Below are 26118 nucleotides of genomic sequence, written 5' to 3'. Positions count from 1 at the left end.
AAAAAAACTTTTTAGTATTATTTTTCCTTAAAATTCACTATAAAAAGCAGGTGGTTCAATATTCAAAGCTCGCAAATACACATAGCCTTGCCCTCGGTGATGTATCTCATTTTCAACAAGATAGGTCAAATTATCAATCACAGAATAATTGAACATACCAAACAAGTTGAACACCTCACGATAACGCTCTTGTGGTGTTTCTTTACCAAAAGCTTCAATCAAAGCAGTGGTATTGTCCCAATTGGCTAAAATCTCTGCTTTGGTTTTTCCTGCATAACCTATGTAATTTGAAAATTCAATGATTTGATTTTCAATGAATTGCTTCATTGCCAAATCAGCTATATAAAGTAATTCATCGGCAAGATTCGCAAATGGACGCATTCCTCCGACCGAAAATTCAAACAATTCTTTCTCGGGGAAAGTTTCGATAACCTTGCGGGTTAATCGGCGATTCGATTGCCAATTTTCAATCCATTCTTGAGGTGTGATGATGTCTTTCATTTTTTAATTTTAAACACTCATTATTTCGGCAATACGGATAAGGTCTTTGTCTATTTTATCTCCTTCTCCTCCTTTAATTGCTTTTTCAAGTGGTACTAAATCCATTCTATCGTTGTTAATTCCTACCATATAATTTGATTTTCCATCCAAAAGCGATTCAACTGCTTTCACTCCCATACGTGTTGCCAAAACTCGATCATAGCACGAAGGAGCTCCACCACGTTGCATATGACCTAAAACAGATACACGAATATCGTATTCTGGGTGTTTTTGCTCAACATATTCTTTCAATTGAAATACATTTTTGCCCGATTTATCTCCTTCGGCAACCACTATAATATTAGAGGTTTTTCCTTTGGCGTGTCCTTCTTCCAAATCTTGTAAAAGTTCTTCAACAGGTGTATTTTCTTCGGGAATTAAAATACGCTCTGCCCCTCCTCCGATACCTGTATTAAGGGCTATAAATCCGGCATCACGTCCCATCACTTCGATAAAAAACATTCGGTTGTGCGAACTTGCCGTATCACGAATTTTGTCAATAGCTTCAACAGCCGTATTTAGAGCCGTATCATAACCCAAGGTGTATGTAGTTCCGTAAATATCATTGTCAATCGTTCCGGGAATACCCATCACTGGGAAATTATGTTCTTGGTTAAAAAGCAAAGCTCCTGTAAAAGACCCATCTCCACCGATAACAACCAAGGCATCTACATTGTGTTTTTTTAGATTTTCGTAGGCTTTTTTTCGACCTTCTTTGGTTTTGAAATCTTTTGAACGAGCTGATTTTAGAAAAGTACCTCCTTTATTTATGGTATCACGTACGCTACGAGCATTGAGTTCAACGAAATCTTCTTCTATCATTCCTTGATAACCTCTATATACACCCAAAATTTCTACTTTGTAATAAGCACATGTACGTACTACAGCTCGTATAGCTGCATTCATACCTGGTGCATCTCCCCCAGAAGTTAAGACAGCTATTTTTTTAATCTTTCCTGACATTTTCTTTCTCTAAATTTTATTATTTTTCGCTTGTAAAATTATGTCATTTTGAACATATATAAATACTTAATATCTTTTTTATTTTAAAATTAGCCCGTTATCGTTTTAGTTTTGTCTTACATAAAAAAAATATAGAAAAAGTTTTGGTATATCAACTAAATATTTGTAATTTAGCACCTCTTTTTAGGATTAAAGATTTTATTATTGAAAATAATTAAAAAAAATAAAAAATGACTTCACAAAAACAAAATTTCGTAATTCCATTGGCATTCATTGGACTCATGTTCTTTTCTATCGGATTTGCCCTAGGGATAAACTCGTATCTAATTCCAGTACTCAAAAACACACTGAACATCTCTTCAACAAAGAGTTACCTGCTGGTAGCAGCAACTTTTACTCCTTTTCTAATTTTTGGGTATCCTGCCTCAATTTTAATTAAAAAAATCGGATACAAACGAACTATGGCATTTTCATTTTTGCTTTTTGCTATTGCCTTTGCTCTTTTTATTCCTTCAGCTAATACAGAAAGTCTTCTATTATTCTTATTAGCATCATTTGTAAGTGGTGCGGGAAATGCCTTCTTACAAGCATCGGTTAATCCATATACGACCATTTTGGGACCTATCGAAAGTGCTGCACGACGTATCAGTATAATGGGAATTTGTAATAAATTGGCTTGGCCAATAGCACCCTTATTTTTGGCAGTTGTTATTGGAAAAGAAACAACCCAGGTACAAACCTCTGACCTCACACTTCCTTTTTATATTATTGTAGGTGTATTTCTTCTTTTAGGATTAATTTCACTAATTGCTCCTCTTCCCGAAGTAAAAGCACAAGGCGAAGATGAAACAAATAACGATACTCAACTGGTAATTGATTCTAACAAAAAATCAATTTTTGATTTTCCACATTTACTTTTGGGAACATTTGCTTTATTCCTTTATGTGGGAGTTGAAACAATTTCTCTAACTACAATGGTTGATTATTCTGAAACCTTAGGTATTGATAATCAACCTATTTCATTTTTGGGCTTTGAGATGAATATTGGTAAATTAGCCTCTTTTATCCCTTCTATCGGAATGATAATTGGATATATTTGCGGAGCTATTTTCATACCTAAATATATTTCACAATCTACTGCACTGAAAATCTGCTCTTTACTGGCTATTTTTGGAACAATTGCCGTAGCAACAGCCTCTTCGGAGTATTCTATTTATTTTATTTCATTTATGGCACTAGGTTGTTCGCTTATGTGGCCTGCTATTTGGCCTTTGGCTATGGACGGATTAGGGAAACTTACCAAAACAGGAGCTTCCCTTCTAACAATGGCAATTGCTGGTGGAGCAATACTCCCTCTTGTTTTTGCTGCTTTAAAAGATAATTTCGGTATGCAAAACGCATATTGGTTATGTTTACCTTGTTTTGCATTTATATTATATTATGGTATGGCAGGACATAAAGTCGGAAGAAAATAAATTTTTCAACTATTTTTACTTTTTATCTAATATAGCTTTATTAGATAAACGTTAATTTAATGAAAATATTTACTATCTTTGCAAATAAAATTATTATATGACACGAGTAACTCGTTTATTTGACATCCCTTATCATCAATTAGAAAAATATCCTATTGAAGATGCGTTAGTAACCAAATATAATGGACAATGGAGTGCTATTTCTTCCGCAGAATATGTCGATAAAATAAATTGTGTTAGCCGAGCATTATTACGCTTGGGGGTACAGAAAAATGACAAAATAGCAATGGTTTCGTCTAATAACCGTACAGAATGGCATATTTTGGATATGGCAATTACGCAGATTGGGGCGCAAAATATACCTATTTATCCTACCATTTCCAAAGAAGATTACGCTTATATATTAAATCACGCCGAGTGCAAATTTTGCTTTGCTTCAGACGCTTTTTTGTATGAAAAAGTAACTTCTATCAAAAATGAAATTCCTTCTTTACAAGAAATTTTCTCGTTTGATAAAGTAAAAGATGCAAAAGATTGGCAATATATTCTTTCGTTAGGACAAGACCAAAGCAATCAATCTGAAGTTGAAGTACGAAAAAAAAATATTCAATCGCACGATTTGGCTACTATTATTTACACTTCGGGAACTACTGGAAAGCCGAAAGGTGTAATGCTTTCACACAATAATATTATTAGCAATATTATTGATTGTCAAAATCGTGTTCCTGTAAATACTGGGGATAAATGCCTTAGTTTTTTACCTGTATGTCATATTTTTGAACGAATGCTAACCACTTTGTACCAATACTGTGGTATCCGCTTGTATTTTGCCGAATCAATGGAAAAAATAGCCGAAAATATTCGTGAAATTCAACCCAAACTGATGACAGTAGTACCCCGATTGGTTGAGAAAGTGTATGATAGTATTTACAGTAAAGGCACAGAACTTTCTGGAATAAAAAAAGTTCTATTTTTTTGGGCAATAAAATTAGGCGAACAATACGAACCTTATCAAGCCAATGGTTGGTGGTACGAATTCAAACTGAAAATAGCACGCAAACTTATTTTTTCAAAATGGCAACAAGCACTCGGAGGAAATCTTCGTATGATTTCAGGAAGTGCTGCTTTACAATCACGTTTGGTACGTATTTTTTCTGCCGCAGGTATTCCTATTTGGGAAGGATATGGACTTACCGAAACATCTCCTGTTGTTTCTGTTAATTGCGAAAGAAATAATGAATGGAAAATTGGAACTATTGGAAAACCAATTGCTAATCTACAAGTAAAAATAGCCGAAGACGGGGAAATTTTGTGCAAAGGAGAGAATATTATGCTCGGATATTACAAAGACGATGAAAAAACAAAAGAAGTTATTGACTCTGACGGATTTTTTCATACGGGAGATATCGGTATTTTAGATATAGATGGATTTTTGACCATTACCGACCGAAAGAAAGAAATGTTTAAAACCTCAGGCGGAAAATACATTGCTCCGCAAAATATCGAAAATATGTTCAAACAATCTCGATTCTTTGAACAAGCAATGGTTGTTGGTGATGGTGAGAAAATGCCTGGAGCTATTATTCAACCGAATTTCGCTTTTGTCCGTGCTTGGGCTAAACGCCACGATGTTTCTGCCTCTGATGATAATAAAGAATTGATTGCCAACGAGAAAATCAGAGCGCGATTAAGTAAAGAAATTGAATACATAAACCAAAAACTTGGCAAATGGGAACAAATTAAAGTATTCGATTTCACTCCCGACGAATGGAGTATTGATAGCGGACACCTTACCCCTACACTCAAACTAAAACGTCGTGTAATTATTGAAAAATACAAAGATTTGTATAATAATTTTTACGGACACGCATAAATTTGACAACAAATAAAAATTTTAAAAACTAAACAAATATGGAAAATATAGTAAATCGTTTTTTGAGTTATGTTGCGATTGATACGCAATCTGACCCTGACAGCAACACAACGCCAAGTACCGAAAAACAATGGAATTTGGCTCGAAAATTGGTCGAAGATTTAAAACAAATTGGGCTGGAAGATGTTACCATTGATGATAATTCGTACGTAATGGCTACGCTCCCGAGCAATGTTGATTATCCTGTTCCAACCATTGGTTTTATTGCACATTTTGATACCTCTCCCGATTTTTCAGGAGCAAATGTAAAACCTCAAATTATCAAAAACTATGACGGAGGCGATATTGTTTTGAACAAAGATTTGAATATCATATTATCGCCGAGCGAATTTGACGATTTGAAAAAATATATTGGACAAACACTCATTACTACCGACGGAACAACGCTCTTAGGTGCTGATGATAAAGCAGGAGTTACCGAAATTGTTTCTGCTATGGAATATTTGGTAAAGCACCCCGAAATCAAGCACGGAAAAATACGAATAGCCTTCACTCCCGATGAAGAAATTGGTCGAGGAGCTCATCAGTTTGATGTTGAAAAATTTGGAGCAGATTGGGCATATACTATGGATGGAAGCCATGTAGGCGAGCTTGAATACGAAAACTTCAATGCTGCTGGCGCCAAAGTCACCATACAAGGGAAAAACGTTCACCCTGGAACAGCCAAAGACAAAATGGTCAATTCGATAATGATTGCTGCCAAATTTATCCGAATGCTACCAAAAAACCAAGTGCCATACAAAACCGAAGGTCGAGAAGGTTTTTTTCATATAACGAATGTTAGTGGAGATGTTGAAAAAACTATTATTCATCTTATCATCAGAGATCACGATCGAATGAAATTTGAAGGTAAAAAGAAAATCTTAGAAACTATTATTCACGATTTGAATTTGCTATTCAAAGGAGTTTTAAAAGTTGAAATTTCTGACCAATATTACAATATGAAAGAAAAAATAGAACCTGTATTTCATATTGTAGAAATCGCCGAAAAAGCTATGAAAGAATTGGGTATCACGCCTATTATTCAGCCTATACGTGGCGGTACAGATGGTTCTCAACTAAGTTTCAAAGGGCTTCCGTGTCCTAATATTTTTGCAGGAGGAGTTAATTTTCATGGGAAATATGAATATCTCCCTGTGGAAAGTATGCTAAAAGCAACTGATGTCATCATAAAAATAGCTGAGATTACTGCTCGCAAATAATAAAAAATCCCCCTAAGTCATTGTGATTTAGGGGATTTTTTTATTAAATTTCCTAATTTTAGCTAAGTACTTCTATTACTTTCTGATAATCAGGTTCTTGTGTGGTTTCTGCAACTTGCTCTGTGTAGATAACTCTGCCATCTGGGTCAAGAACAATTATCGCACGCGAAAGCAATCCTTTCAAAGGCGTATCAATAAAAACAAGACCATATTTCGCCTGAAAATCGCCTCGAAAATCTGACAACGTTTCTACGTTAACAATTCCTTCCGCTCCACAAAATCTTGATTGAGCAAAAGGCAAATCTTTCGAAATACAAAGCACTTTTGTATTCTTCAAATTAGAAGCCTCTTGATTGAATCTTCTAACCGAAGTCGCACAAGTTCCTGTATCAATACTTGGAAAAATATTCAATACAATACGACTTCCTTTATAATCGGCAAGTGATTTTTCGCTCAAATCATTTGCTACTACTACAAAATTGGGAGCGACACTCCCCTCTTTTGGCAATGAACCTTGCGTATTGGCAGGTGTCCCTTTGAATGTAATCTGTGCCATAAAATTTATATTTATTATTTTTGCAAAAATAGAAATTTATTCCGAAAATAAATACAAAAACGTATTTTTTATTGCTAAAATTTGTTACTCTTCAAAGAAAGCAAAGCCATATAGAGGAAAAAAGCAATAACAACCGAGAAATACACCACATTGCGCGTATCAATCACTCCGCGACTTATGTCTTCAAAATGATTTTTAAATCCGAAATAAATAAATGTTTCTCCTGCTACAAGCGAAATTATTTCATCTAATCCGTAAAATAGAAAAAAATTCAAAAATGTAGCTAACACAAATGCAACTATTTGATTTTGACTTACCGATGAAGCCCACAAGCCAACAGAAGCAAATCCCGAAGCTAACAAAAATAATGCTACATATGAACCAATAGTTGTTGCTATATCTAGATTTCCCACAGGATTTCCCATTTGCCATACCATATATACAAACAATAACGTAGGTAATAATACGCTGATTATCAAAACTAAAATTCCTAAATATTTTCCTAAAATGATTTGTTGGGGAGTGATTGGTTTTGTCAGCAAAAGAGTCAGCATTCCGGTTCGTTTTTCTTCGGAAATAGTACGCATGGTAATGGCTGGAACTAAAAATATAAATATCCAAGCCGAAAGAATAAAAAACGGATGCAAATCAGAAAATCCGCTTTCAAAAATGTTATAATTACCTCGTAACAACCACAAAAACAAGCTATTACAAAGCATAAAAATTCCCATAATTACATATCCTACTGAGGAAGTAAAAAAATATCGAATTTCTTTTTTGAATAATGCTATCATTGATTTAATATTTTGAGGTCAAAAATACAAAAATTTTTTTAAAGATATTATTTTTTATTTTCCCAAAAAAATTCATACCTTGCGAACCATTTTCAGTATTTATGTATAGCCTTTATATTCATATTCCTTTCTGTAAACAAGCTTGTCATTATTGTGATTTTCATTTTTCTACAACACTCAAACGAAAAACTGAACTAATTGAGGCTTTATGCAAAGAATTGATTTTGCGAAGACAAGAAGCAGTTCACTCTGAATTACAAACTATTTATTTCGGTGGGGGAACGCCTTCTTTGCTAACTTCCAATGAGTTAGAAAAAATAATGGATACTATTTACCAGCATTACAAAGTTTCGGAAAAAGCTGAAATTACATTAGAAGCAAATCCTGATGATTTTTCTAATCAAGGTAATTTATCTCTTTCTTTTGAAAAAATTAAACAACTTAAAATCAATAGATTAAGTATTGGTATTCAGTCTTTTTTTGAAGAAGATTTGCAACTGATGAATCGGGCGCACACAGCTTGGCAAGCACAAACTATTCTTCAAGAAGCCTCTACTTTTTTTGACAATATCACGATTGATTTAATATACGGAATTCCCAATATGAGTAACGACCGTTGGATAAAAAATATCCAAAAGGCATTAGATGCTGGCGTACCTCATATTTCGGCATATGCACTAACAGTAGAACCCAGAACAGCTCTTGAAAAATTGATACACAAAGGAAAAATACCACATATAAATGAAGAACAAACTTACGAGCAATTTTTTCTTCTAAAAAATATTCTTGAAGAAAAAAATTTTATTCATTATGAATTATCAAATTTTGGAAAAGAAGGCTATTTTAGTAAAAATAATACCGCTTATTGGGAGCAAAAACCGTATATGGGTATAGGTCCCTCGGCTCATAGCTACAACGGCAAAGAACGCAGTTGGAATATATCACACAATATCAAGTATATACAGGCGATTTCTGCTAATATTCGTCCTTGCGAAACAGAAAAACTTTCTATTTATGATTCTTATAATGAGCTTATTCTCACAGGGTTACGAACTCAAAAAGGTATTTCTCTTGTACAAATAGAATCTTTATTTGGCAAAGAATTTCACTCTCATCTCCTTCGAGAAGCAAATAATTATTTACAAGAAGAACTATTATTGATTGATAATAAGCATCTTAAAACAACAAATAAGGGCATATTCCTCTCTGACGGTATTGCAAGTAATTTGTTTATTATGCCTGATTAAATAGCTGAAGTATCAGTCAAATGTACTAATTCAACACCTGCTTTTTCAAGGAATTTTAATCCATCATCATCTTTATAAAAATTTTTATAAACAACACGCTTAATTCCTGCTTGATGTATCAATTTGCTACATTCTTTGCAAGGAGACATCGTAATATAAAGAGTAGCCCCTTCGCACGATTGTGTAGATGAAGCTACTTTGAGTATTGCATTTGCCTCTGCATGAAGAACATACCATTTGGTTTGTCCTTGTTCGTCTTCACAACAATTTTCAAATCCTGTTGGAGTTCCATTATAGCCATCAGAGATAATCATTCTGTTTTTGACAATAATAGCTCCTACTTGTTTGCGCTGACAATGTGATAATTTTGCCCATTCTTCTGCCATTCGCATATAAGCTCGGTCGTATCTTTCTTTTTTATTCATTTCAAAAAATTTTAATTAAAAAGAACATCTTTCATAGAAAAAACTCCTTTTTTATTTAAAAGCCATTCAGCTGCCAAAACAGCTCCCAATGCAAAGCCAAGACGATTATGAGCCATATGTTTTATTTCGAGAGTATCCACTTCGCTTTGGTAAGTAATTGTATGCGTCCCAGGCGTATTGCCAATTCGAAGTGCAGTAATCGGAATTTCATCTTCTGATACTTTATCGCCAAGTTGCCAACCTTTTTTATTGGTTTGCTCAATAATTCCTTCTGCCAAAGTAATGGCTGTTCCACTAGGTGCATCGAGTTTCTCTGTATGATGTATCTCTTCAATAGAAACTTTGTATTGATTAAGATTTGACATCACTCTGGCAAGAAATTTATTCAATTCAAAAAAAATAGCAACCCCCACGCTAAAATTAGATGCATACAAAAAACCTGTTTGATTTTCGTTGCAAATACGAACCGCTTGGTCATACCGAGAAAGCCAACCTGTTGTGCCTGCCACTACGGGAATTTTCTTTGATAAAGCCTGCGTTATATTATCAAAAGCACTATCTGGTGTACTAAATTCAATGGCTATATCAGCTACAGAAATATCATAATTTTCTGAATCCTTATCTATTTTCAAAACAATTTCGTGCCCTCGTTCTTGAGCAATTTTTTCAATAGTTTTACCCATTTTTCCGTATCCAAATAAAGCTATTTTCATTATTTATTCAAATTTAGTAAAGTTTATCTTTTTTATTTTCATTATTAAAATACAGAAAAATTATCTAACAAAAACTAATTCATTACCTTTTGAAAGCTCTTGACTGAATGTATATCCTTCATAATCAAAGCCTTTTATTTCTTCAAAAGTTTGAATATCATTTTTAATCAGATAGCGAACCATAAGTCCTCGTGCTTTTTTTGTATAAAAAACAATCGTTTTTAAATTATCTCCTTTCCAATCTTTAAATACAGGAGTTACAATATTGACTTTGAGCTTTTTAGTGTCAATTGCTCCAAAATATTCATTGCTAGCTAAATTTATAAACAACTCATTATCAGATAGTTCTTCATTTAAAGTATTTGTTATTTTTTCTTTCCAAAATTCATATAAATTTGACGATTTACCTATTACTATCTTCGTTCCCATTTCCAAACGATAAGGTTGAATTAAATCTAAAGGTTTTAAAATTCCATACAAACCCGAAAGAATACGTAAATGTTTTTGAAGTTTTGTAACTTGCTGATTTGTAAACGAATAAATATCTAAACCTTCGTATACTTCACCATTGAAAGCATAAACAGCTTGGCGTGCATTGTTTAGAGAAAAAGGAAGAGAAAATTCCTGATTACGTTGCCAATTAAGTTCTGCCAATTTGTTTGAAATATGCATCAAATTTGATAACTCACTGGGTGTAAGTTCTTTTACTACAGAATTAACTAATGCCATTTCTTTTTGAAAAATAGGTTGAGAAAATTCTTGTATTGGAACTTTTGTTTTAAAATCTAATAATTTGGCAGGCGATATTATTATTTTCATATTATTTTAATAAGCTAATTAGGTCATTTACAATGCTTTGCCCTTTATTTTGATTATACCATTTTTGCAATTCTTCTTTGAATTCAGAAGTCAATTTTCCATATTTTGTTTTGTAATCTTCGACCATTTTGGTTGCTATGGTTGGGCGAGGTCCCCAAACGTTCAATACTTCTAACGTACTCGTATTCAAGATAATAAGCATTGGAATAGCCTTACCTCCATTAGTTAAAAACAGATTCATAAGTGCCTCATTTTCATCTCGTAATACAAGTTTTAGCTCTATATTTGAATTAGTTTGCGCTATTTTGTTTAGCATAGGTACAATTTGCGAAGCATCACCACACCACGCTTCGGTAATTACGAGCCACGTTTGTTTTTTATCTATTTTTTGAAAATACGCAGCTTGTTCTTCACTAATTTTCAATGCTTTATCAAGTCGTTTCATTCGTTGATAATTCAGTTGCGTAAAGCTAACCATTTCTTGTGATTGGTCTTGCCCCGTAGTTCGTTTTTCAGCAACCAATTTATCCATCAAAGCCATATATTCTGTATAAGTAAAGGCTTTTTGAAGACTATTTTCAATAATTTCTTTTAACATAATTTACATTTTTTATTTTATTCGAAAACAAATGGGTAAAATTTCGGTAGAATTTAGCCGAAATCGCTCTATTTCATCATCTGATGCTATTTCTTTACAAGGTATTTGTTTAACTTCAAATCCGATATTTTGTAATTTTTCAAAATAATCCATTCCATAAATACGCACGTGATCATATTGTCCAAAAATACGTGTCCGCTCCTTGGGGTCTGTTATGGTATCGTCCGAAAAAGTTTCCTTTCGATTTACATCTTGTGGAACTTGAAATATGCCCCAACCTCCTACTTTAAGCACTCTGAAGAGTTCTTGCATTGCCTTTGTATCATCAACTATATGCTCCAAAACGTGATTACACAATATTACATCAAAAGATTTATCTTCAAAAGGTAAATTGCAAATATCTGCCTTAATATCTGCCAGAGGCGAATACAAATCAGTTGTTATGTATTGCAAATTTTTTTGTTTTTTAAAACGTTTGTAAAACGCCTGTTCTGGCGCTACATGTAATACTTTAAGTTTTTTTTCAAAAAAATATGTTTTTCGAACAAGATACAACCATAAAAAACGATGTCTTTCCAAAGAAAGTGTTGATGGAGAGAGAACATTAGTACGCACTTTTTGATATCCATAAGGTAAAAATGTCCGAAAACTCTGATTATCAATTGGGTCAGTATATTTTTTCCCTCGATACCAAAAAGTCAAAATCGGACGTATCCAAAAACTAATTTTAATAAGTAATGGACGTGGTAGTATATTTAATATCGTTTTAAATAAAGACATGATTTATTCCCAAAGAAATTCGTTTTCTTCATCACTTTCAATACCTAAAACTTCATAAATATATTTAAAAGTGGATAACAAACGAGGTTTTCCATCAACCATAGCTACATCATGTTCAAAATGCGCAGAGGGTTTTCCATCTGCTGTCAGAATTGTCCAACCATCTCGTAAATGCTTCACTTTGTGAGTTCCAAGATTTATCATCGGTTCAATAGCAACAGCCATTCCATTGGCAAATCGTTTTCCACTTCCTCGTTTTCCATAGTTAGGCATTTCGGGGTCTTCGTGCATTTTTTGTCCCAATCCATGCCCAACAAGTTCGCGAACAACGCCATATCCATGGCTTTCACAATATTGTTGAATTGCATACCCAACATCTCCTACTCTATTTCCGCTTCTAAATTCTCGAATACCTATATATAATGATTCTTTAGTTATTTTGAGCAATTGTTTTATCTCTGGTGAAACCTCTCCCACTTCAAATGTATAAGCGTGGTCTCCGTAAAATCCATTTTTTTTTGCTCCACAATCTACTGATATGATATCTCCTTCGTTAAGCGGAATATTGTTCGGAATACCATGCACTACTTGTGCATTGGGACTTACACAAAGTGTATTTGGGAAATTATACAATCCTAAAAAACCAGGAATTGCACCTTGCGAACGAATATAATCCTCTGCCAACTTGTCCAAATATAAGGTTGTTACACCTGGTTTTATCTCTTTGGCAAGCATACCAAGTGTTCGAGAGACAATAAGCGCACTCTCGCGCATCAATAATAATTGTTCTGGTGATTTTATTTTTATCATTTTTATTTTCTTAAAAACAGACAAAGATACGATTTTAATACTAAAAATAAATTCCTTTTTATCAATAATATTTAAATTTCTTGTTTTTCTTCCTTAATTTCTTTTGTTTTTCTTGGAGGAAAGAAAAAATTAAGCGGATTTTTGATAAAATATTTCAGTACAGCTTTATTTAATTCAAATATTTCTGAGGAAGGAATATTGCGAGAGCGAAAAGCCACACTTAAAGACAAACCAAAACTCACACTAAAATTGATAAATCCAACCAATATAAGTCCCAAAAATATCCAAAACCACATCATTGGATCAAGTATAAAATTTGCACCATAAATTCCCATTGCTATATTTCCACTAACAAATGTAATATGGCGAATATCCAAATTCAATCCTAAGAAAAAACCTACTGAAGCAGTGCTTCCCATAAAAACTCCAAACCAGAAATTAGATACAATTCCCGGCCATTTTTTAGATAGCCAATTCGATAATCGTTTTGCGCCTTTCTCTCCTAAGGCCTGTTTTATAAAAGGATTTTCTGCTATTCGATAATAAAACTGATTGTGTTTGTTTTTATTAGAAACATTACCAGAAATAATTCCCGAAAGAAATAAAAAAACTCCTGCAATAGCTGCATGTAAAATAAGTAATGAATGAATAGGACTTGCATCTTTCAACAGAGTTGTCCATTTACTTTCGACAATGTTAATACCTGTAAAATAATGAAATGCCCATACCAATAACAATGCGACAGGGAAAGCCATTATTATATTTCCGACAAAGGCAATAAATTGAGAGCGGAAAAGACGAGCAAACAAATCAGCAAAAGCACTATGTTTTTCATCGGTTTGTGTTTGTTTTTTTATTCCATCTTCAATGGCTCGGATAATAGTAGTTGCTGTCATTGCTGGCTGTTTGGTTGCCAATGTATAATGAAGTAAATAAATCGCAATGAATCCCCAAGCATAATTCAAACTATACAAAAAGGCATGACCAAAAGCACTGGTTTCTACCTTTCCTAGCAAAACCTTCAAAATACACATAAAACCTACAACAAAACCTCCACCAAGCGCTGTTTTTAACATTTTAAAATATTCTCCTGTCGAAGATGTAATATAATGTTCTCCTGTATTGGCTGTATGCTGAGTAATTTCATACGAAACAGACTGAATACTATCTCTAAGATAATCACTCAGGTCATTTTTGTATGAGTTATATTCTATAAGTTTTAAAGCAAGACGAATTGTATTTGTCTTTCTGTCAGAATTTTGAGAAATCAGTAGCAAATTCAACAAGATTTCAACGCGTCTTAATTGTTGTTGAAGACACAAAAGACCTTGGGTTACCCGCAAAGTTATTCCGTATTTGGAACTATTCTTATAAGCCTGATTAACAAAATCTTGACATTGTTTATGTAAAACCAACATCTGTTTATAACTCAAACTATCCGGAGTTATCACTTCACGCTCTCCTGAAATTAGTGAATTTTGTATTGCTGAAAATTCTTTTTCAAAAGCTAAAAATGGGCTTTCCAGATAACTATATTCGGGAGCCATTTGCATAATATGCGACTCAACCGAGCGCCCACCCATACGCTGAGTTAGCAAACCAATCGCATACAAAAGCTCAGACATTGCGCCGTGTGACGCCGATTGTTGATTGAAAATATCTTCAAATCCCAACAAATCGAACAAAATTTCTAATTCGTCCATCGGAATTTTTTCAATCCAAGTGCTATCCGAGCGTTTGTAAAATATTTGATTTAAAACATATTGAAGCGTATTTTTTTCTGGTTGGAAAGGCAAGATTTGATCTGAAATTCTTCTTCGCAATTCGTAAAAAAAGTCTGAATCTTGCGAAATACCCACCTCAGAAACCATTTGTCCAAATTTTTTCCCTGCAAGTATTCCTTGCACATATATTGAAAGTACCTGACAATCAGACGGATACATAACCAAATACTCTATCAACTCTTGCAAAGAAACTTTGTTTTTTACATTTTTAGGACGAAAATAACGTATCAAATCATATAAAAATGACAAATTGTTTTTATCTACAATTTCTTCATTTACAATGTATTTTTGAAAAATTTGAGAAAGATTTTTATATTTCTTATATCTATTTATCTTCATAATTTTAATTTTGACAAAGATACTAATTTTTTTGATAAAAAAAAACTCTCTATTAGATAGAGAGTTTTGAGCCGATAGAGGGATTCGAACCCACGACCCCGAGATTACAAATCACGTGCTCTGGCCAACTGAGCTATATCGGCATTGCGAGCGCAAAGTTACGTTTTTTCTGTAAATTCACAAATCTTTTTACAAAAAAATTAGCTTAATCCATTTATTTTTTCTACGATAGAAACCGCATCGGTGTGGAATGCTTTTTTGAGCGACTTAAAATATCCAGCTTTTTTGCGTTCTTCTTTGTTATTGATTTTTTCTACATACGAATCGTATGTTGCTATAATATCATTAACAATTTGACTTGCTTGCTGAGAGTTTTCTTTACCTGTTGTTAGCTCCCAAATGGTAACTGCATCTATCAACTCTCCCAATACATAGTTGATTTCCTTTTTAAAATTTCTAATACTTGCCATACGTTCAATTTTTTTTTGCAAATATAAGACTTTTTATTATACCTAATTAAAAAAAATTATATTTTTTGCTGTATTTTTATTTAGAAAAACACAAAAAGCAGAAATTAAAATTTCTGCTTTTGCAATAACCTTTAAATTTCAAAAATATGAACAAATCAAAAAACAATTAAGCCTCAAAAGGAATAACTGAAACAAATGATTTATTTCCTCTTTTCTTTTGGAATTTTACAATTCCGTCAATCGCAGCGTGCAATGTATGGTCTTTACCCATATATACATTTTCACCTGCATTATGAACCGTTCCACGCTGACGAACAAGTATGTTTCCAGCGATAGCTACTTGACCTCCATAAATTTTCACGCCAAGCCGTTTCGATTCTGATTCTCTACCGTTCTTAGAACTACCGACACCTTTCTTATGAGCCATTTTTTTAGGTTTTTAATTTCTGAATATCAGATGTTTAACATTTTTTTTCCAAAAATACCTTAAAATTATTTAGCAATACCACCATTTAGTTCGTCTTGCCATTTTTTAAGTTCGTCCCATTTTCCTGCTGCTGCAAGAGCTGCTTGCTCAGCCCAAGTACCTGGTTCAAGGTGAGCCAATGTAGAACTTGCTGCTACCAAAATAGCTTTAATTTCATCAGCAGATTTTTTAGACAATTTTTCAAAAGTATCTATTCCTGCATTAACAAGCGCTTCTGCTGCTTTAGGTCCGATACCTTCTACTTTTTTTAAATCATCTCCTTTCGATGTTTTTTTGGTTACTGCTTTTGCTTCTTTTTTCTCTGATTTTTTAGCACCCGAAGCAATAATGTTTTCAACTACAATTTCTGTAAGAAACTGACGATGACCATTTTTCACTTTGTAACCTTTTCTACGTTTCTTTTTAAAAACAATTACTTTATCACCTTTTAGGTGTTTTAAAACTTTTGCTTCTACCGAAGCTCCATTTACAGCTGGGGCGCCAACAAGAATCTCTCCATCGTTATCAATAAGAAGTACATTATCAAAAGTAAGAACTTCCCCTTCTTTTGCTTCTAAACGATGAACAAAAACTTTTTGATCTTTTGCAACTTTAAATTGCTGCCCTGCCATCTCTACAATTGCATACATAATTTATGTAAATTTAATTCTTATTTTTCGTGGGGGCAAATTTACTACATTTTTTTTAAACAGCCAAATAGATTTGTAATTTTTTTTTCAACTCAATTATTTTCATTATTTACTATACATATATTACAGCTTTTTTCGTAACTTTGTGGGACTCATCAAAAATTTCAATTATGAAAAAAATATTTTTTGTATCAATTTTCGGGTTTATTTTTATTGGTTGTAAGCAACAAAATTCAATAAAAAATGCTTTTGAGGTAAAAAACAACAATTTTTTATATGAAAATACATCTAAAATTTCTCCAAAAGAAGATTTTATATTACCCGAAAAAAAACAAGATACCACCGATTGGCAAAAGGATAAACTCTTTGGAAAAGTGAAAATGATTCATCTTCGAGAAGATTTTTTAGGAAATTCGGGCATTGATAATGATACACTAATATCTCATTATATATCTCATTATAATACAGCGGGTTATAAAACCGAATACCTTTATAACGACCTTTGTTGTAGCGGTTTTTTCAAACATTTTCTTTATTTTTATAACACAAAAGGAAGGTTAAACGAAGCTAAAATTTACAATCACGAGAATAAATTATCTGGAAAAATTTTCTACACATATAATAACCTTAATTTGCTGGAAAAAGCAATTGAATATTCGATAGGGAAAAATGAGAATGATTTGCTATATCCCGAAGAAATTAGCTATAAATATGATAAAAAAGGAAACGAAATAGAGTTCAACTCAAAAAATCATTTCAATGAGTTGCGAAAATACATTCGTTCGTATAACAAACAAAATTATATGATTGAAGAAAAATGTTACGAATGTGCCGATGATGATTTCGAATGTTTAGACAAATATGGTTATGTAATTGATACTTATCTATATAACAAACAAGGATATGTACAAGAGATTGTTTCATATGATTCCAAGGGTAATTTCCAACATAAATATACTTACAAATACAATGACAAAGGGCTTTGTACTGAACAAAAAGAATATAAAGAAACTGAAAATCAACTAAAAACAACTATTGTATATGAATATACCTTTGATTCGTATGGAAATTGGGTACATAAACAAGAATATAGAAACGGAAAGAAAAGTACTACTTCTTTACGAAAAATCATCTATTATCAATAACTTTGAACTATAAATTATATCAAAATTTCTAAAAAATGCAACGTATCACAGACCCTTATCTTTTGTCTTATGCTCCCATTATTGAGCAAAGACATTTTTATACCAAAGAAAAATTAGAAATGATGCAAGCAGACAAACTTTCTTTGGCTGATAATTGTAACTCGTATCTTTATTATGGACTGCATTTCACTGAAAATGAATGGATTTTTAGAGAATGGCTACCCAATGCTCAACAAGTTTTCTTTCTTTGTGATCAGAATAATTGGAGGGCTGACCCGCATTTTGCGCTTCACAAAATTGATGCTGAAAATTGGGAAATTCGTTTTGCCCCAAAACAACTAAAACACGGCGATTTGTACAAACTTTTGGTCGTTTGGCAAGGCGGACAAGGCGAACGATTGCCTGCACACGTACAGCGAGTTGTACAAGATAATTATACCAAAATTTTTTCAGCACAAGTTTGGAATCCTGCTCCTTACAAGTGGAAAAATCCAACTCCGAAAATTGTAAAAAATCCACTTATCTACGAAGCACATATCGGAATGTCAACCGAGCAGAAAAAAGTAACTTCTTTTACCGAATTTCGCCTTTTTGTACTACCTCGTATTGCCAATTTGGGATATAACGTAATCCAGCTAATGGCCATACAAGAACATCCATATTATGGGTCTTTTGGGTATCAGGTTTCTAATTTTTTTGCAGTAAGTTCACGCTACGGAACACCTGAGGAATTAAAACAGCTCATTGATGAAGCCCACGGATTGGGTATTCGAGTCATATTAGATATTGTACATTCGCATTCGGTAAGCAATGAACAAGAAGGTTTAGGGCTATTAGACGGTACTGAGTATCAATATTTTCATCAAGGAGAACGAGGACATCATTCTCTTTGGGGGTCGCGTTGTTTTGATTATAGAAAACCACAAGTGCTGAATTTTTTACTATCAAATTGTAAATTTTGGTTAGAAGAATTTCACTTCGATGGTTTTCGCTTTGATGGGGTAACAAGTATGCTCTATTACGACCACGGAAATGGCGTTCATTTCTCTGGATATGAACCTTATTTTGATGGAAATCAAGATATTGATGCGATTGCTTATCTGACGCTTGCCAATATTCTAATTCACCAGCTCCGACCCGATGCCATTACAATTGCCGAAGAAGTAAGTGGTATGCCTCTACTTGCACAATCTTTTGAAAACTATGGAATGGGATTTGATTTTCGAATGCAAATGGGAGTTCCTGATTATTGGATAAAACTCCTCAAAGAAAAAGACGACCATGCTTGGCACGTCGGTGATTTATATTATGAATTGACCAATAAGCGTCCCGAAGAAAAAACTATCAGCTATGCCGAAAGCCATGACCAAGCGCTTGTAGGAGACAAAACGCTATTTTTTCGAATGACTGATAAAGAAATCTATACGGCAATGAGCGTTTTTGACCAAAGTCTGATTGTAGAACGCGCAATGGCTCTTCATAAAATGATACGACTTATCACACTGGGTACAGCTGGCGATGGATATTTGACCTTTATGGGCAACGAATGGGGACACCCCGAATGGATTGATTTTCCTCGAGAAGGAAATAATTGGAGCTATCAACATGCTCAACGTATGTGGAGTTTACTTGATGATAAAAATTTACGTTTTCGGTTCTTGAACGAATTTGATAAAGCGATGATTCATCTTTTCAAACAAGAAATAAAAACATCTTCTGATGATCATAATAATAATTTACTTCATTTCTCTCCTCAAGTTTTAGTTCAAGATATTGAAAAACAGATACTTGTTTTTGGTCGAGGAGCATATTTATTCGTTTTCAATTTCAGCCCAGATAGGTCGTTTAGTGATTATCATTTTGAGGTTGAAGCGGGCAAATATACAGCAGTTCTTTCTACCGAATCTCCTGAATATGATGGACTTAACCGAATTGATGCCACTGTGGAACATTTTTCTCAATACAAATATAAAAAAAATTTACTCAGCTTATACATTCCTTCACGAAGCGCAACTGTTTATTCAAGAAAATAATATTAACTAATATTTTATACAAATGACAACATTACTTTTGCTTATGATTTTACTTCCTATTGTGTTTATGATACATGATTTTGAAGAAATTATTATGTTTCAGCCTTGGCTTTCTAAAAACAAAACAGAGCTAAAAGAACGTTTTCCTATGTTTTTTACATTTTTGAAAAAAAATAATTTATTTACACTATCAACTTCTGAGTTTGCAATAGGTGTTTTACATATGTTTTTGCTAATTTCAGCAGTAAGTTATTGGGCAATCTATACTCAAAATTACCAATGGTGGTTTGGAGCATTTATGGCGTATTTCATTCACTTGTTTATGCACATTGGGCAATGGATAATTTACAGAAAATACGTACCTGTAATAATAACTTCTTTGCTATCATTACCTTATTGTTTTTACGCTTTATATGTTTTTGTACAAGCAGAAATACTTTCGCTTTCACAAATGTTTCTGTGGGCAATAATAGGTTGTAGTATTGCCATTTTAAATTTCCCGTTAGCCTTTTTTTGGGCAAAAAAGTTTCAAAAAAGAATTACTTCATCATTAAAAACATAATTTTTTTATGTTTTAGTAGAAAATACACTATTTTTTTCTATAAATATTTCTCTGTTTATAATATTTTTTGTAACTTTATGGCGTGAAAAACTCACTTTTATTAGTTTTCTTATTCAAATTATTAACTATCAATATTAACCTTTTAACTATTATGAGTTATTTATCATTCAATCAGCGAAATCTCGTCAATTTAGAATATGCTTTGGAACGAGAATTTTTGGGGACAAACCATGGAGGAGGCTATTGTTCTACTACATTAAATTTTTGTAATACAAGACGTTATCACGGATTATTAGTACTTCCTATTGACCAATTCAAAGGGTTAAATCATGTACTTCTTTCTGCTCTTGATGAATCTATTGTAGTAAATGGCAAAGATTTTAACTTTGGAATACATAAGTATCCCAATGCATATGAACCGAAAGGACATAAATACATTACCGAAGCAGAATTTGACAAATATTTTTCAATAACTTATCAAGTGGGAGGCGTTATTCTTCGTAAAGATGTGATGATGTTACACAATGAACCCCAAGTACTTATCCGATATACCTTATTGGGCTCTCACAAAGAGGTAAAACTACGATTGAAACCCTTTTTAGCTTTTCGTGATGCTCACAAACTTAGTGAGGAAAACTCCGTAGCTAATACGGATTTTGAAGCTGTTGATAATGGAATCGGAATGCGTTTATATGAAGACTTTCCGATGCTTTATATGCAGATAAGTAGAAAGAATGAATACCTACATACTCCTTATTGGTACAAAAATATTACCTATCTGAAAGACGAACAACGCGGGGGAGACTTTATAGAAGATTTGTTAGTACCTGGGTACTTTGAACTTGTCTTAAAGAAAGGTGAAACCATTGTTTTTTCTGCTTCAACAGAGAAAGTAAATCCACAACGATTAGTAAATAAATTTGCTACGGCAGCCGAGAAAAAAGAGCAACGCAATTCGTTTGAAGATTGCCTTAAATATGCAGCAAAACAATTCATTATTGAGAAAAAGAACGAAACGCGTATCAAGGCAGGCTATCCGTGGCACATCAGTTATGGGCGCGATACATTTGTTTCGCTTGCAGGAATAGCAATCGGATTGAATGACACATCGCTTTTTGAAAAAATTATCGCTTCAATGCAAAAATACTTTATCGGAGGGCGATTTACTCGTATTATAAGTTCACACGTTCAACCGCAATACAACGCTGACACTTCGTTATGGTTTTTTTGGACTATACAACAATACGAACACTTTGCGCAAGTTCCAGCTAAAAATATTTGGAAGAAATATAAACAAAATTTTATACAAATACTTGAATCGTATCGAGATGGAACTACTTTTGAACAAGTAAAAATGGCTGAGAATGGACTCATTTATAACCAACCTTATTATAAACCTCTTACGTGGATGAACGGACGTGTCGGTGGAGTGCCCGTACTACAACGCAATGGTTATATTGTTGAAATCAATGCTTTATGGTACAATGCTATTCAGTACGCACTTGCTTTGGCAAACGAAGCGAATGACAAGCAATTTTGTTTAGATTGGAAGGAACGCTCAGCACAGGTTAAACAAAGCTTTCAAGATGTATTTTGGAACGAAGAATGGGGCTATTTGGCAGATTCTGTTGATACGTATCAAAATATGGATATTCGTCCGAACCAAATTATCGCTTGTGCGCTTAATTATAGCCCATTGGAAGAATATCAGAAGAAAAAAATTGTTGATATTGTAGCCGATAATCTACTAACTGATAAAGGATTACGCACTTTATCCCCTGATAATGAATTATATAATGGTACGTGTGAGGGAACAATGGGCGAGCAAGAGAATGCAATCTATCAGGGAGGTGTTCACACGTGGCTTTTAGGATTTTATATAGAAGCGTGTTTCAAACTCTACGGAAAGAATTTCATTTCGCAAGCAGCGGAAATACTTACGCACGTAGAAGAAGATATGAAAAACTTTGGGCTGTCATCAATCTCTGAATTTTATGACGGAAATCCTCCTTACAAAGGACATGGATGTATATCGCAAGCAAGAAATACAGCCGAAATACTACGTAGCTTATATCTGTTAAAATCATTTCAAAACAAACAATAATAATATGAAAACAAAAGTGTTAATGTTTGGGTGGGAGTTTCCTCCACATATAAGCGGTGGATTAGGAACCGCATGTCTTGGACTTACCAAAGGATTGGCCAAAAATGACGTGCAAGTACTCTTTGTTATGCCCAAAGCATCGGGAGATGAAGACCCAACAGCCGCCAAAATAATCAATGCAAGTGATGTTGAAATGATGGGACATTACAGCGGTTTAGAATCGTATTGGGAAAATGTAGATTTTATGGAAATTGGTGCTAATCTTATCCCATATCTTGACCCAGAAACCTTTTCTCAACACTGGCAAGCTTCAACAATTCATACGAAAGAGCATGCTATTTCTTTTCAAAACAAATATCAATTTTCAGGAAAATACGGAGCAAATTTGCTTGAAGAAGTATATCGATATGCATTAGTAGCAGGTACAATTGCTTCCAAATATGACTTCGATGTTATCCACGCACACGATTGGCTTACCTATCATGCGGGAATTGTAGCCAAAAAAATCTCTGGGAAACCGCTTGTTGTTCATGTACATGCCACCGAATATGACCGAGGAGGCGAATATAATCGAAATACCATTGTATATGATATCGAACGACAAGGAATGCTCGAAGCTGACCAAGTAATTACTGTTAGTGATTGGACAAAAGCGATTGTTATAGATAAATATGGTATAAATCCAGAGAAAGTAACCACCGTGCATAACGCCGTAGATTTCGGTTCAGAAGAAATACAACAAGTGGAACGAGGCGTAAAAGACAAAATTGTTACTTTCTTAGGACGAATAACCTTACAGAAAGGACCTGAATACTTTATTGAAGCTGCTGCAAAAGTACTCAAACGTTGTCCGAATGTTCGCTTTGTAATGGCAGGTAGCGGAGATAAAATGAATCCTTCTGTACGCCGTGTGGCACAACTGAAAATAGGTTCACGATTTCATTTTACAGGATTCTTACGAGGAGATGATGTACAAAAAATGTTTTTACATAGCGATGTATATGTAATGCCTTCTGTGTCAGAACCTTTTGGCATTTCACCTCTCGAAGCAATGCGCTGTGGAGTCCCAACGATTATATCGAATCAGTCCGGAGTAGCCGAAGTACTCAAACATGCTATTAAGGTTGATTATTGGGACATTGATGCACTTGCCGATGCTATATATGGACTCATATCCTATCCTACTCTTGCTAAAAAAGTACAAAAAGAAGGACTATTTGAAGTAAATCAACTCAAATGGGAACACGCTGCTATGAAAGTAAAAAATATTTATGAATTTATTCGAATATAATAATTTTTAGTGTTTTTTTATGGACAAAGAATTAGTTTTAATAGAAAACTCTTTATTAAAATGTGATAAAGGGTCTCTTTTGGGAATATTAAAAGTTACCTCACAAAATTTTGTGAAAGTTAATGAATTTTTACAAGCTACTGAAAAAGATTGTAACCCTAACGAAAATATTACTCCTTTTGGAATTTGTTCCATAACACAGAAACCTTGTGTTTTAAATTTACTACAATGGCAACATACTTTCAATTTTCATCTTGTAAATAATATGGCTTCCCTTACTGAAAAGTCAAAAATACCTTGCGCTTTGGGAGGTATGATTACTCCTGAAATTATTCCACAAAATTTCTATTATATAGGTACAGGGGAAGATTCTATCCAAAAGGAACAAGAAGAACAAACGATATTGACTAAACCAATACTTAACAGATTTTTTCTTACGGACTTGCAAGGTAATGAAATTGAAAAAGGAGAAATAGGACAATGGATATATTTAGTTATAGAAGGAGAAAATATAAAAGGTAAAACAACCGATATTGATTTGAGCGACAAAGATTTGGACTTTGAATACAACGGTGAATACTTGACCGATGATATCTTAAAAGGATATACTTTCTACGGAAACAAAGACCAACTTCTTCTAAAAATTATTGCACCTAAAAATGATACCGAGATATGAAAATAACTATTACTTTGCACGAAACAAGGCAACAAATGAGTACTTACTTGGAACTTGTAGATAAAAAATGTATAGCTATATTTGATATTGAAGACCGAGACAAAACATTTCCAAAATTTGGTTTTGATGATTTTGAACATTCTAAAAAAGGATGTTTAGACAAAGAAAAACTAAAAAGCCAGTACAAACACATAGATGTTTTTGACGAAAAATATCTAATTCCTTGGGTAAGTTTAGCAAAAGGGCGTTCTGCTACATTTAAACTTACTCTTAAAGGTAAAGATAAAGCTCGAAAACTGATAAAAGACTTTGTGTTTATTGACCCTGACAAAGTATTTAACTTTTCGCAACCAACTTTGCCTGCCAATACCAAAAACGTTTCTTTTTCTGTTTTCTGTAATAAAGAAATAACAACCGATTATATAATAGAGCTACACGCTCGTTATACAGATGGTACAGAGCAATGCGTAGGTGCTCTGTGTTTTGTAACCAACGACATAAAAAAACTAAAACACCCCGTACTTTGGGTTATTGTTGAAATGAATAGAGGAAAAGACGAAAATGATGATAAGCAAATAAAAAAAATTATCAATTTACAAAAAATAAAAACTTATTGTAAAACAGCTTTTACTCCTGCACTAATTGATATAGATATTATTCCCTACTTTCAACCTTTTGCCTATTACACCAGTAGAGATGTTGTTAGAGATGGTATGGTGGTTAATAAAGAAAAACTAATATCGGAGTTACTACGCGGACAAGAAAAGCAATGCTTACAAATTGTTCTCTTTACTACCTATTTAAAAAGCGGAAAAATTGATTATGATGGCGAGCAAACGGATTTTAATAACGGGGTTACACTGAGCAACCTTACAGAAGTATCTCGAAATTACCGAACGGAGTTACATCTTAACCAGAGTGCAAAAGAGCATTACACAGAAGAGGCAGAGAAACTTAAAAGGAAAGAGACTTTGACCGAAGAGGAAAAAAAACAGCTTGCAAACTATGAAACTCTTATCGAAAAATATAAACAATGGCAAGAAGTTCCTCGCCCCTCAGAAAATTATAACATAGGCTCTGTTATGTTTTTAGCAAATGATAATATCTATCCTATTACAGAGATACCTCATGAGCTAATGCACGCTCTGGGGCTAAAACACCCTTTTAGAGAGAATGAAGAAAAAGACGAAAAAAAAGAACATCTTTTTAGTAAAAGTGCAACTGACAATTATATGGATTATTTTACCAAAGAAGAATTAGATAAAAATAAACCGCTTTTTACTCAAAAATGGCAATGGGATATCATGCGAGCTTCTCCTCTTTTAGTTAAAACACTTCTTATTATTCTAAGTATTTTTGTAAGTAGTTGTTACAAAGGAGGTATTACTCGCGATATTCAAAACGTTTCATGTGTATTTAACGATAGTATTACACAAGAAGAAAAGAAAATAGATATTAGAAAATATACATTAGACGAAGAAATATATGATGGTAACAATATAATTGTCTTATCTGAAATATCTGAAGGATATATAAAATACGTTGATAATATGATTGATAAAACTTCGAGATACATTGTTTATGATACTTTAGGTAAAATATTATATAATTATTCTAAATTAGATAACGTTACTATTGGTCGTTCTTTTAGATACGACGAAAATGGCAACATTATTAAAATAACAAACAATGATAAAGAAGGCGAATTATGTGCTTTTCAAATAATGGCTATTGCTAAAAAAT

Annotated in this window: 24 protein-coding genes, 1 tRNA gene and 1 pseudogene; 11 read left to right on the top strand and 15 right to left on the bottom strand. The window is 33.4% G+C overall.

Annotation, left to right across the window (positions count from 1 at the left end; genetic code table 11):
• Positions 1-27: 27 nt before the first annotated feature.
• A complete protein-coding gene (locus OO775_RS10760; RefSeq protein ID WP_264847125.1) occupies positions 28-501 on the bottom strand; it encodes a DinB family protein in 474 nt (157 codons plus the stop codon).
• A 9-nt stretch (positions 502-510) separates the two neighbouring features.
• Positions 511-1503: a 6-phosphofructokinase gene (pfkA, locus tag OO775_RS10755; RefSeq protein ID WP_264847124.1), complete on the bottom strand. Its 993-nt coding sequence runs from the start codon at positions 1501-1503 to the stop codon at positions 511-513.
• 230 nt (positions 1504-1733) lie between these two features.
• Between pfkA and gluP the strand changes: the two genes are divergently transcribed.
• The 3 genes from gluP to pepT all read left to right on the top strand — a co-directional run bounded on the left by gluP (position 1734) and on the right by pepT (position 6113).
• Positions 1734-2978: a glucose/galactose MFS transporter gene (gluP, locus tag OO775_RS10750; protein ID WP_264847123.1), complete on the top strand. Its 1245-nt coding sequence runs from the start codon at positions 1734-1736 to the stop codon at positions 2976-2978.
• Between the two features lie 97 nt (positions 2979-3075).
• Positions 3076-4851: an AMP-dependent synthetase/ligase gene (locus OO775_RS10745; RefSeq protein WP_264847121.1), complete on the top strand. Its 1776-nt coding sequence runs from the start codon at positions 3076-3078 to the stop codon at positions 4849-4851.
• A 38-nt stretch (positions 4852-4889) separates the two neighbouring features.
• The gene (gene pepT / locus OO775_RS10740; protein ID WP_264847119.1) at positions 4890-6113 is read left to right on the top strand and encodes a peptidase T; all 1224 of its coding nucleotides are present in this window, start codon (positions 4890-4892) and stop codon (positions 6111-6113) included.
• Between the two features lie 58 nt (positions 6114-6171).
• On the opposite strand, the gene tpx is transcribed toward pepT, so the two are convergent.
• Together tpx and OO775_RS10730 are read right to left on the bottom strand one after the other, a co-directional pair.
• Positions 6172-6669: a thiol peroxidase gene (tpx, locus tag OO775_RS10735; RefSeq protein WP_264847118.1), complete on the bottom strand. Its 498-nt coding sequence runs from the start codon at positions 6667-6669 to the stop codon at positions 6172-6174.
• 74 nt (positions 6670-6743) lie between these two features.
• Complete coding sequence (locus OO775_RS10730) at positions 6744-7463, bottom strand: ABC transporter permease subunit (RefSeq protein WP_264847117.1); 720 nt, start codon at positions 7461-7463, stop codon at positions 6744-6746.
• A 101-nt stretch (positions 7464-7564) separates the two neighbouring features.
• Here OO775_RS10730 and hemW point away from each other — a divergent pair, with 101 nt between their 5' ends.
• Positions 7565-8710: a radical SAM family heme chaperone HemW gene (gene hemW, locus OO775_RS10725; protein WP_264847116.1), complete on the top strand. Its 1146-nt coding sequence runs from the start codon at positions 7565-7567 to the stop codon at positions 8708-8710.
• On the opposite strand, the gene OO775_RS10720 is transcribed toward hemW, so the two are convergent.
• The 11 genes from OO775_RS10720 to rplU all read right to left on the bottom strand — a co-directional run bounded on the left by OO775_RS10720 (position 8707) and on the right by rplU (position 16564).
• Positions 8707-9135, bottom strand: a complete 429-nt coding sequence (locus OO775_RS10720; protein WP_264847115.1) for a deoxycytidylate deaminase — start codon at positions 9133-9135, stop codon at positions 8707-8709. The two genes, hemW and OO775_RS10720, sit on opposite strands and share 4 nt — an antisense overlap.
• 11 nt (positions 9136-9146) lie before the next feature.
• Positions 9147-9848, bottom strand: a complete 702-nt coding sequence (gene dapB, locus OO775_RS10715; RefSeq protein ID WP_264847114.1) for a 4-hydroxy-tetrahydrodipicolinate reductase — start codon at positions 9846-9848, stop codon at positions 9147-9149.
• 60 nt (positions 9849-9908) lie between these two features.
• Positions 9909-10667: a peroxide stress protein YaaA gene (yaaA, locus tag OO775_RS10710; protein WP_264847113.1), complete on the bottom strand. Its 759-nt coding sequence runs from the start codon at positions 10665-10667 to the stop codon at positions 9909-9911.
• A gap of 1 nt (position 10668) precedes the next feature.
• Positions 10669-11265 carry a thioredoxin family protein gene (locus OO775_RS10705; protein ID WP_264847112.1) on the bottom strand — a complete coding sequence of 199 codons (597 nt, stop codon included), beginning with the start codon at positions 11263-11265 and terminating at the stop codon, positions 10669-10671.
• A gap of 12 nt (positions 11266-11277) precedes the next feature.
• Positions 11278-12045 carry a class I SAM-dependent methyltransferase gene (locus OO775_RS10700; protein WP_264847111.1) on the bottom strand — a complete coding sequence of 256 codons (768 nt, stop codon included), beginning with the start codon at positions 12043-12045 and terminating at the stop codon, positions 11278-11280.
• A gap of 3 nt (positions 12046-12048) precedes the next feature.
• The gene (map, locus tag OO775_RS10695; RefSeq protein WP_264847110.1) at positions 12049-12855 is read right to left on the bottom strand and encodes a type I methionyl aminopeptidase; all 807 of its coding nucleotides are present in this window, start codon (positions 12853-12855) and stop codon (positions 12049-12051) included.
• A gap of 71 nt (positions 12856-12926) precedes the next feature.
• Entirely contained in the window at positions 12927-14978 is a 2052-nt protein-coding gene (locus OO775_RS10690) for a transporter-like protein (protein WP_264847109.1), read from the bottom strand.
• A 69-nt stretch (positions 14979-15047) separates the two neighbouring features.
• Positions 15048-15121, bottom strand: a tRNA-Thr gene (locus OO775_RS10685).
• 57 nt (positions 15122-15178) lie between these two features.
• On the bottom strand, positions 15179-15448 hold the full coding sequence (locus OO775_RS10680; RefSeq protein WP_264847108.1) for a hypothetical protein: 270 nt from the start codon (positions 15446-15448) through the stop codon (positions 15179-15181).
• A 166-nt stretch (positions 15449-15614) separates the two neighbouring features.
• Positions 15615-15875, bottom strand: coding sequence for a 50S ribosomal protein L27 (gene rpmA / locus OO775_RS10675; protein ID WP_264847107.1), 261 nt, complete (start codon positions 15873-15875; stop codon positions 15615-15617).
• Positions 15876-15940: 65 nt separating this feature from the next.
• Positions 15941-16564, bottom strand: coding sequence for a 50S ribosomal protein L21 (gene rplU, locus OO775_RS10670; RefSeq protein ID WP_264847106.1), 624 nt, complete (start codon positions 16562-16564; stop codon positions 15941-15943).
• A 170-nt stretch (positions 16565-16734) separates the two neighbouring features.
• Here rplU and OO775_RS10665 point away from each other — a divergent pair, with 170 nt between their 5' ends.
• The 7 genes and pseudogenes from OO775_RS10665 to OO775_RS10635 all read left to right on the top strand — a co-directional run.
• A complete protein-coding gene (locus OO775_RS10665; protein ID WP_264847105.1) occupies positions 16735-17709 on the top strand; it encodes a hypothetical protein in 975 nt (324 codons plus the stop codon).
• A gap of 44 nt (positions 17710-17753) precedes the next feature.
• Positions 17754-19742 carry an alpha-amylase family glycosyl hydrolase gene (locus OO775_RS10660; RefSeq protein WP_373874570.1) on the top strand — a complete coding sequence of 663 codons (1989 nt, stop codon included), beginning with the start codon at positions 17754-17756 and terminating at the stop codon, positions 19740-19742.
• A gap of 22 nt (positions 19743-19764) precedes the next feature.
• The gene (locus tag OO775_RS10655) at positions 19765-20304 is read left to right on the top strand and encodes an HXXEE domain-containing protein (RefSeq protein WP_264847103.1); all 540 of its coding nucleotides are present in this window, start codon (positions 19765-19767) and stop codon (positions 20302-20304) included.
• A 151-nt stretch (positions 20305-20455) separates the two neighbouring features.
• On the top strand, positions 20456-22408 hold the full coding sequence (locus tag OO775_RS10650) for an amylo-alpha-1,6-glucosidase (RefSeq protein ID WP_264847102.1): 1953 nt from the start codon (positions 20456-20458) through the stop codon (positions 22406-22408).
• Positions 22409-22412: 4 nt separating this feature from the next.
• Entirely contained in the window at positions 22413-23699 is a 1287-nt protein-coding gene (locus tag OO775_RS10645) for a glycosyltransferase family 4 protein (RefSeq protein ID WP_264847101.1), read from the top strand.
• A 19-nt stretch (positions 23700-23718) separates the two neighbouring features.
• Positions 23719-24375: a DUF4280 domain-containing protein gene (locus tag OO775_RS10640; protein ID WP_264847100.1), complete on the top strand. Its 657-nt coding sequence runs from the start codon at positions 23719-23721 to the stop codon at positions 24373-24375.
• A pseudogene (locus tag OO775_RS10635) lies at positions 24372-26118 on the top strand (hypothetical protein); the annotation flags it as partial. The gene OO775_RS10640 and the pseudogene OO775_RS10635, both read left to right, overlap by 4 nt.

Origin of the sequence: Capnocytophaga catalasegens (genome assembly GCF_026005215.1) — a bacterium.
Taxonomy (GTDB): Bacteria; Bacteroidota; Bacteroidia; order Flavobacteriales; family Flavobacteriaceae; genus Capnocytophaga; species Capnocytophaga catalasegens.
Note: the sequence above shows the minus strand (reverse complement) of the source record. Positions and strands in the feature narration are given on the sequence as shown.

Bases quoted from the DNA above. Each gene is read 5' to 3' on its own strand.
- OO775_RS10690 (WP_264847109.1), bottom strand. From the start codon at position 14,978: ATGAAGATAAATAGATATAAGAAATATAAAAATCTTTCTCAAATTTTT.
- OO775_RS10640 (WP_264847100.1), top strand. From the start codon at position 23,719: ATGGACAAAGAATTAGTTTTAATAGAAAACTCTTTATTAAAATGTGAT.
- rpmA (WP_264847107.1), bottom strand. From the start codon at position 15,875: ATGGCTCATAAGAAAGGTGTCGGTAGTTCTAAGAACGGTAGAGAATCA.
- OO775_RS10680 (WP_264847108.1), bottom strand. From the start codon at position 15,448: ATGGCAAGTATTAGAAATTTTAAAAAGGAAATCAACTATGTATTGGGA.
- OO775_RS10720 (WP_264847115.1), bottom strand. From the start codon at position 9,135: ATGAATAAAAAAGAAAGATACGACCGAGCTTATATGCGAATGGCAGAA.
- rplU (WP_264847106.1), bottom strand. From the start codon at position 16,564: ATGTATGCAATTGTAGAGATGGCAGGGCAGCAATTTAAAGTTGCAAAA.
- pfkA (WP_264847124.1), bottom strand. From the start codon at position 1,503: ATGTCAGGAAAGATTAAAAAAATAGCTGTCTTAACTTCTGGGGGAGAT.
- dapB (WP_264847114.1), bottom strand. From the start codon at position 9,848: ATGAAAATAGCTTTATTTGGATACGGAAAAATGGGTAAAACTATTGAA.
- OO775_RS10700 (WP_264847111.1), bottom strand. From the start codon at position 12,045: ATGTCTTTATTTAAAACGATATTAAATATACTACCACGTCCATTACTT.
- OO775_RS10665 (WP_264847105.1), top strand. From the start codon at position 16,735: ATGAAAAAAATATTTTTTGTATCAATTTTCGGGTTTATTTTTATTGGT.
- OO775_RS10650 (WP_264847102.1), top strand. From the start codon at position 20,456: ATGAGTTATTTATCATTCAATCAGCGAAATCTCGTCAATTTAGAATAT.
- OO775_RS10645 (WP_264847101.1), top strand. From the start codon at position 22,413: ATGAAAACAAAAGTGTTAATGTTTGGGTGGGAGTTTCCTCCACATATA.
- yaaA (WP_264847113.1), bottom strand. From the start codon at position 10,667: ATGAAAATAATAATATCGCCTGCCAAATTATTAGATTTTAAAACAAAA.
- OO775_RS10745 (WP_264847121.1), top strand. From the start codon at position 3,076: ATGACACGAGTAACTCGTTTATTTGACATCCCTTATCATCAATTAGAA.
- hemW (WP_264847116.1), top strand. From the start codon at position 7,565: ATGTATAGCCTTTATATTCATATTCCTTTCTGTAAACAAGCTTGTCAT.
- OO775_RS10730 (WP_264847117.1), bottom strand. From the start codon at position 7,463: ATGATAGCATTATTCAAAAAAGAAATTCGATATTTTTTTACTTCCTCA.
- OO775_RS10705 (WP_264847112.1), bottom strand. From the start codon at position 11,265: ATGTTAAAAGAAATTATTGAAAATAGTCTTCAAAAAGCCTTTACTTAT.
- tpx (WP_264847118.1), bottom strand. From the start codon at position 6,669: ATGGCACAGATTACATTCAAAGGGACACCTGCCAATACGCAAGGTTCA.
- OO775_RS10760 (WP_264847125.1), bottom strand. From the start codon at position 501: ATGAAAGACATCATCACACCTCAAGAATGGATTGAAAATTGGCAATCG.
- map (WP_264847110.1), bottom strand. From the start codon at position 12,855: ATGATAAAAATAAAATCACCAGAACAATTATTATTGATGCGCGAGAGT.
- gluP (WP_264847123.1), top strand. From the start codon at position 1,734: ATGACTTCACAAAAACAAAATTTCGTAATTCCATTGGCATTCATTGGA.
- OO775_RS10655 (WP_264847103.1), top strand. From the start codon at position 19,765: ATGACAACATTACTTTTGCTTATGATTTTACTTCCTATTGTGTTTATG.
- pepT (WP_264847119.1), top strand. From the start codon at position 4,890: ATGGAAAATATAGTAAATCGTTTTTTGAGTTATGTTGCGATTGATACG.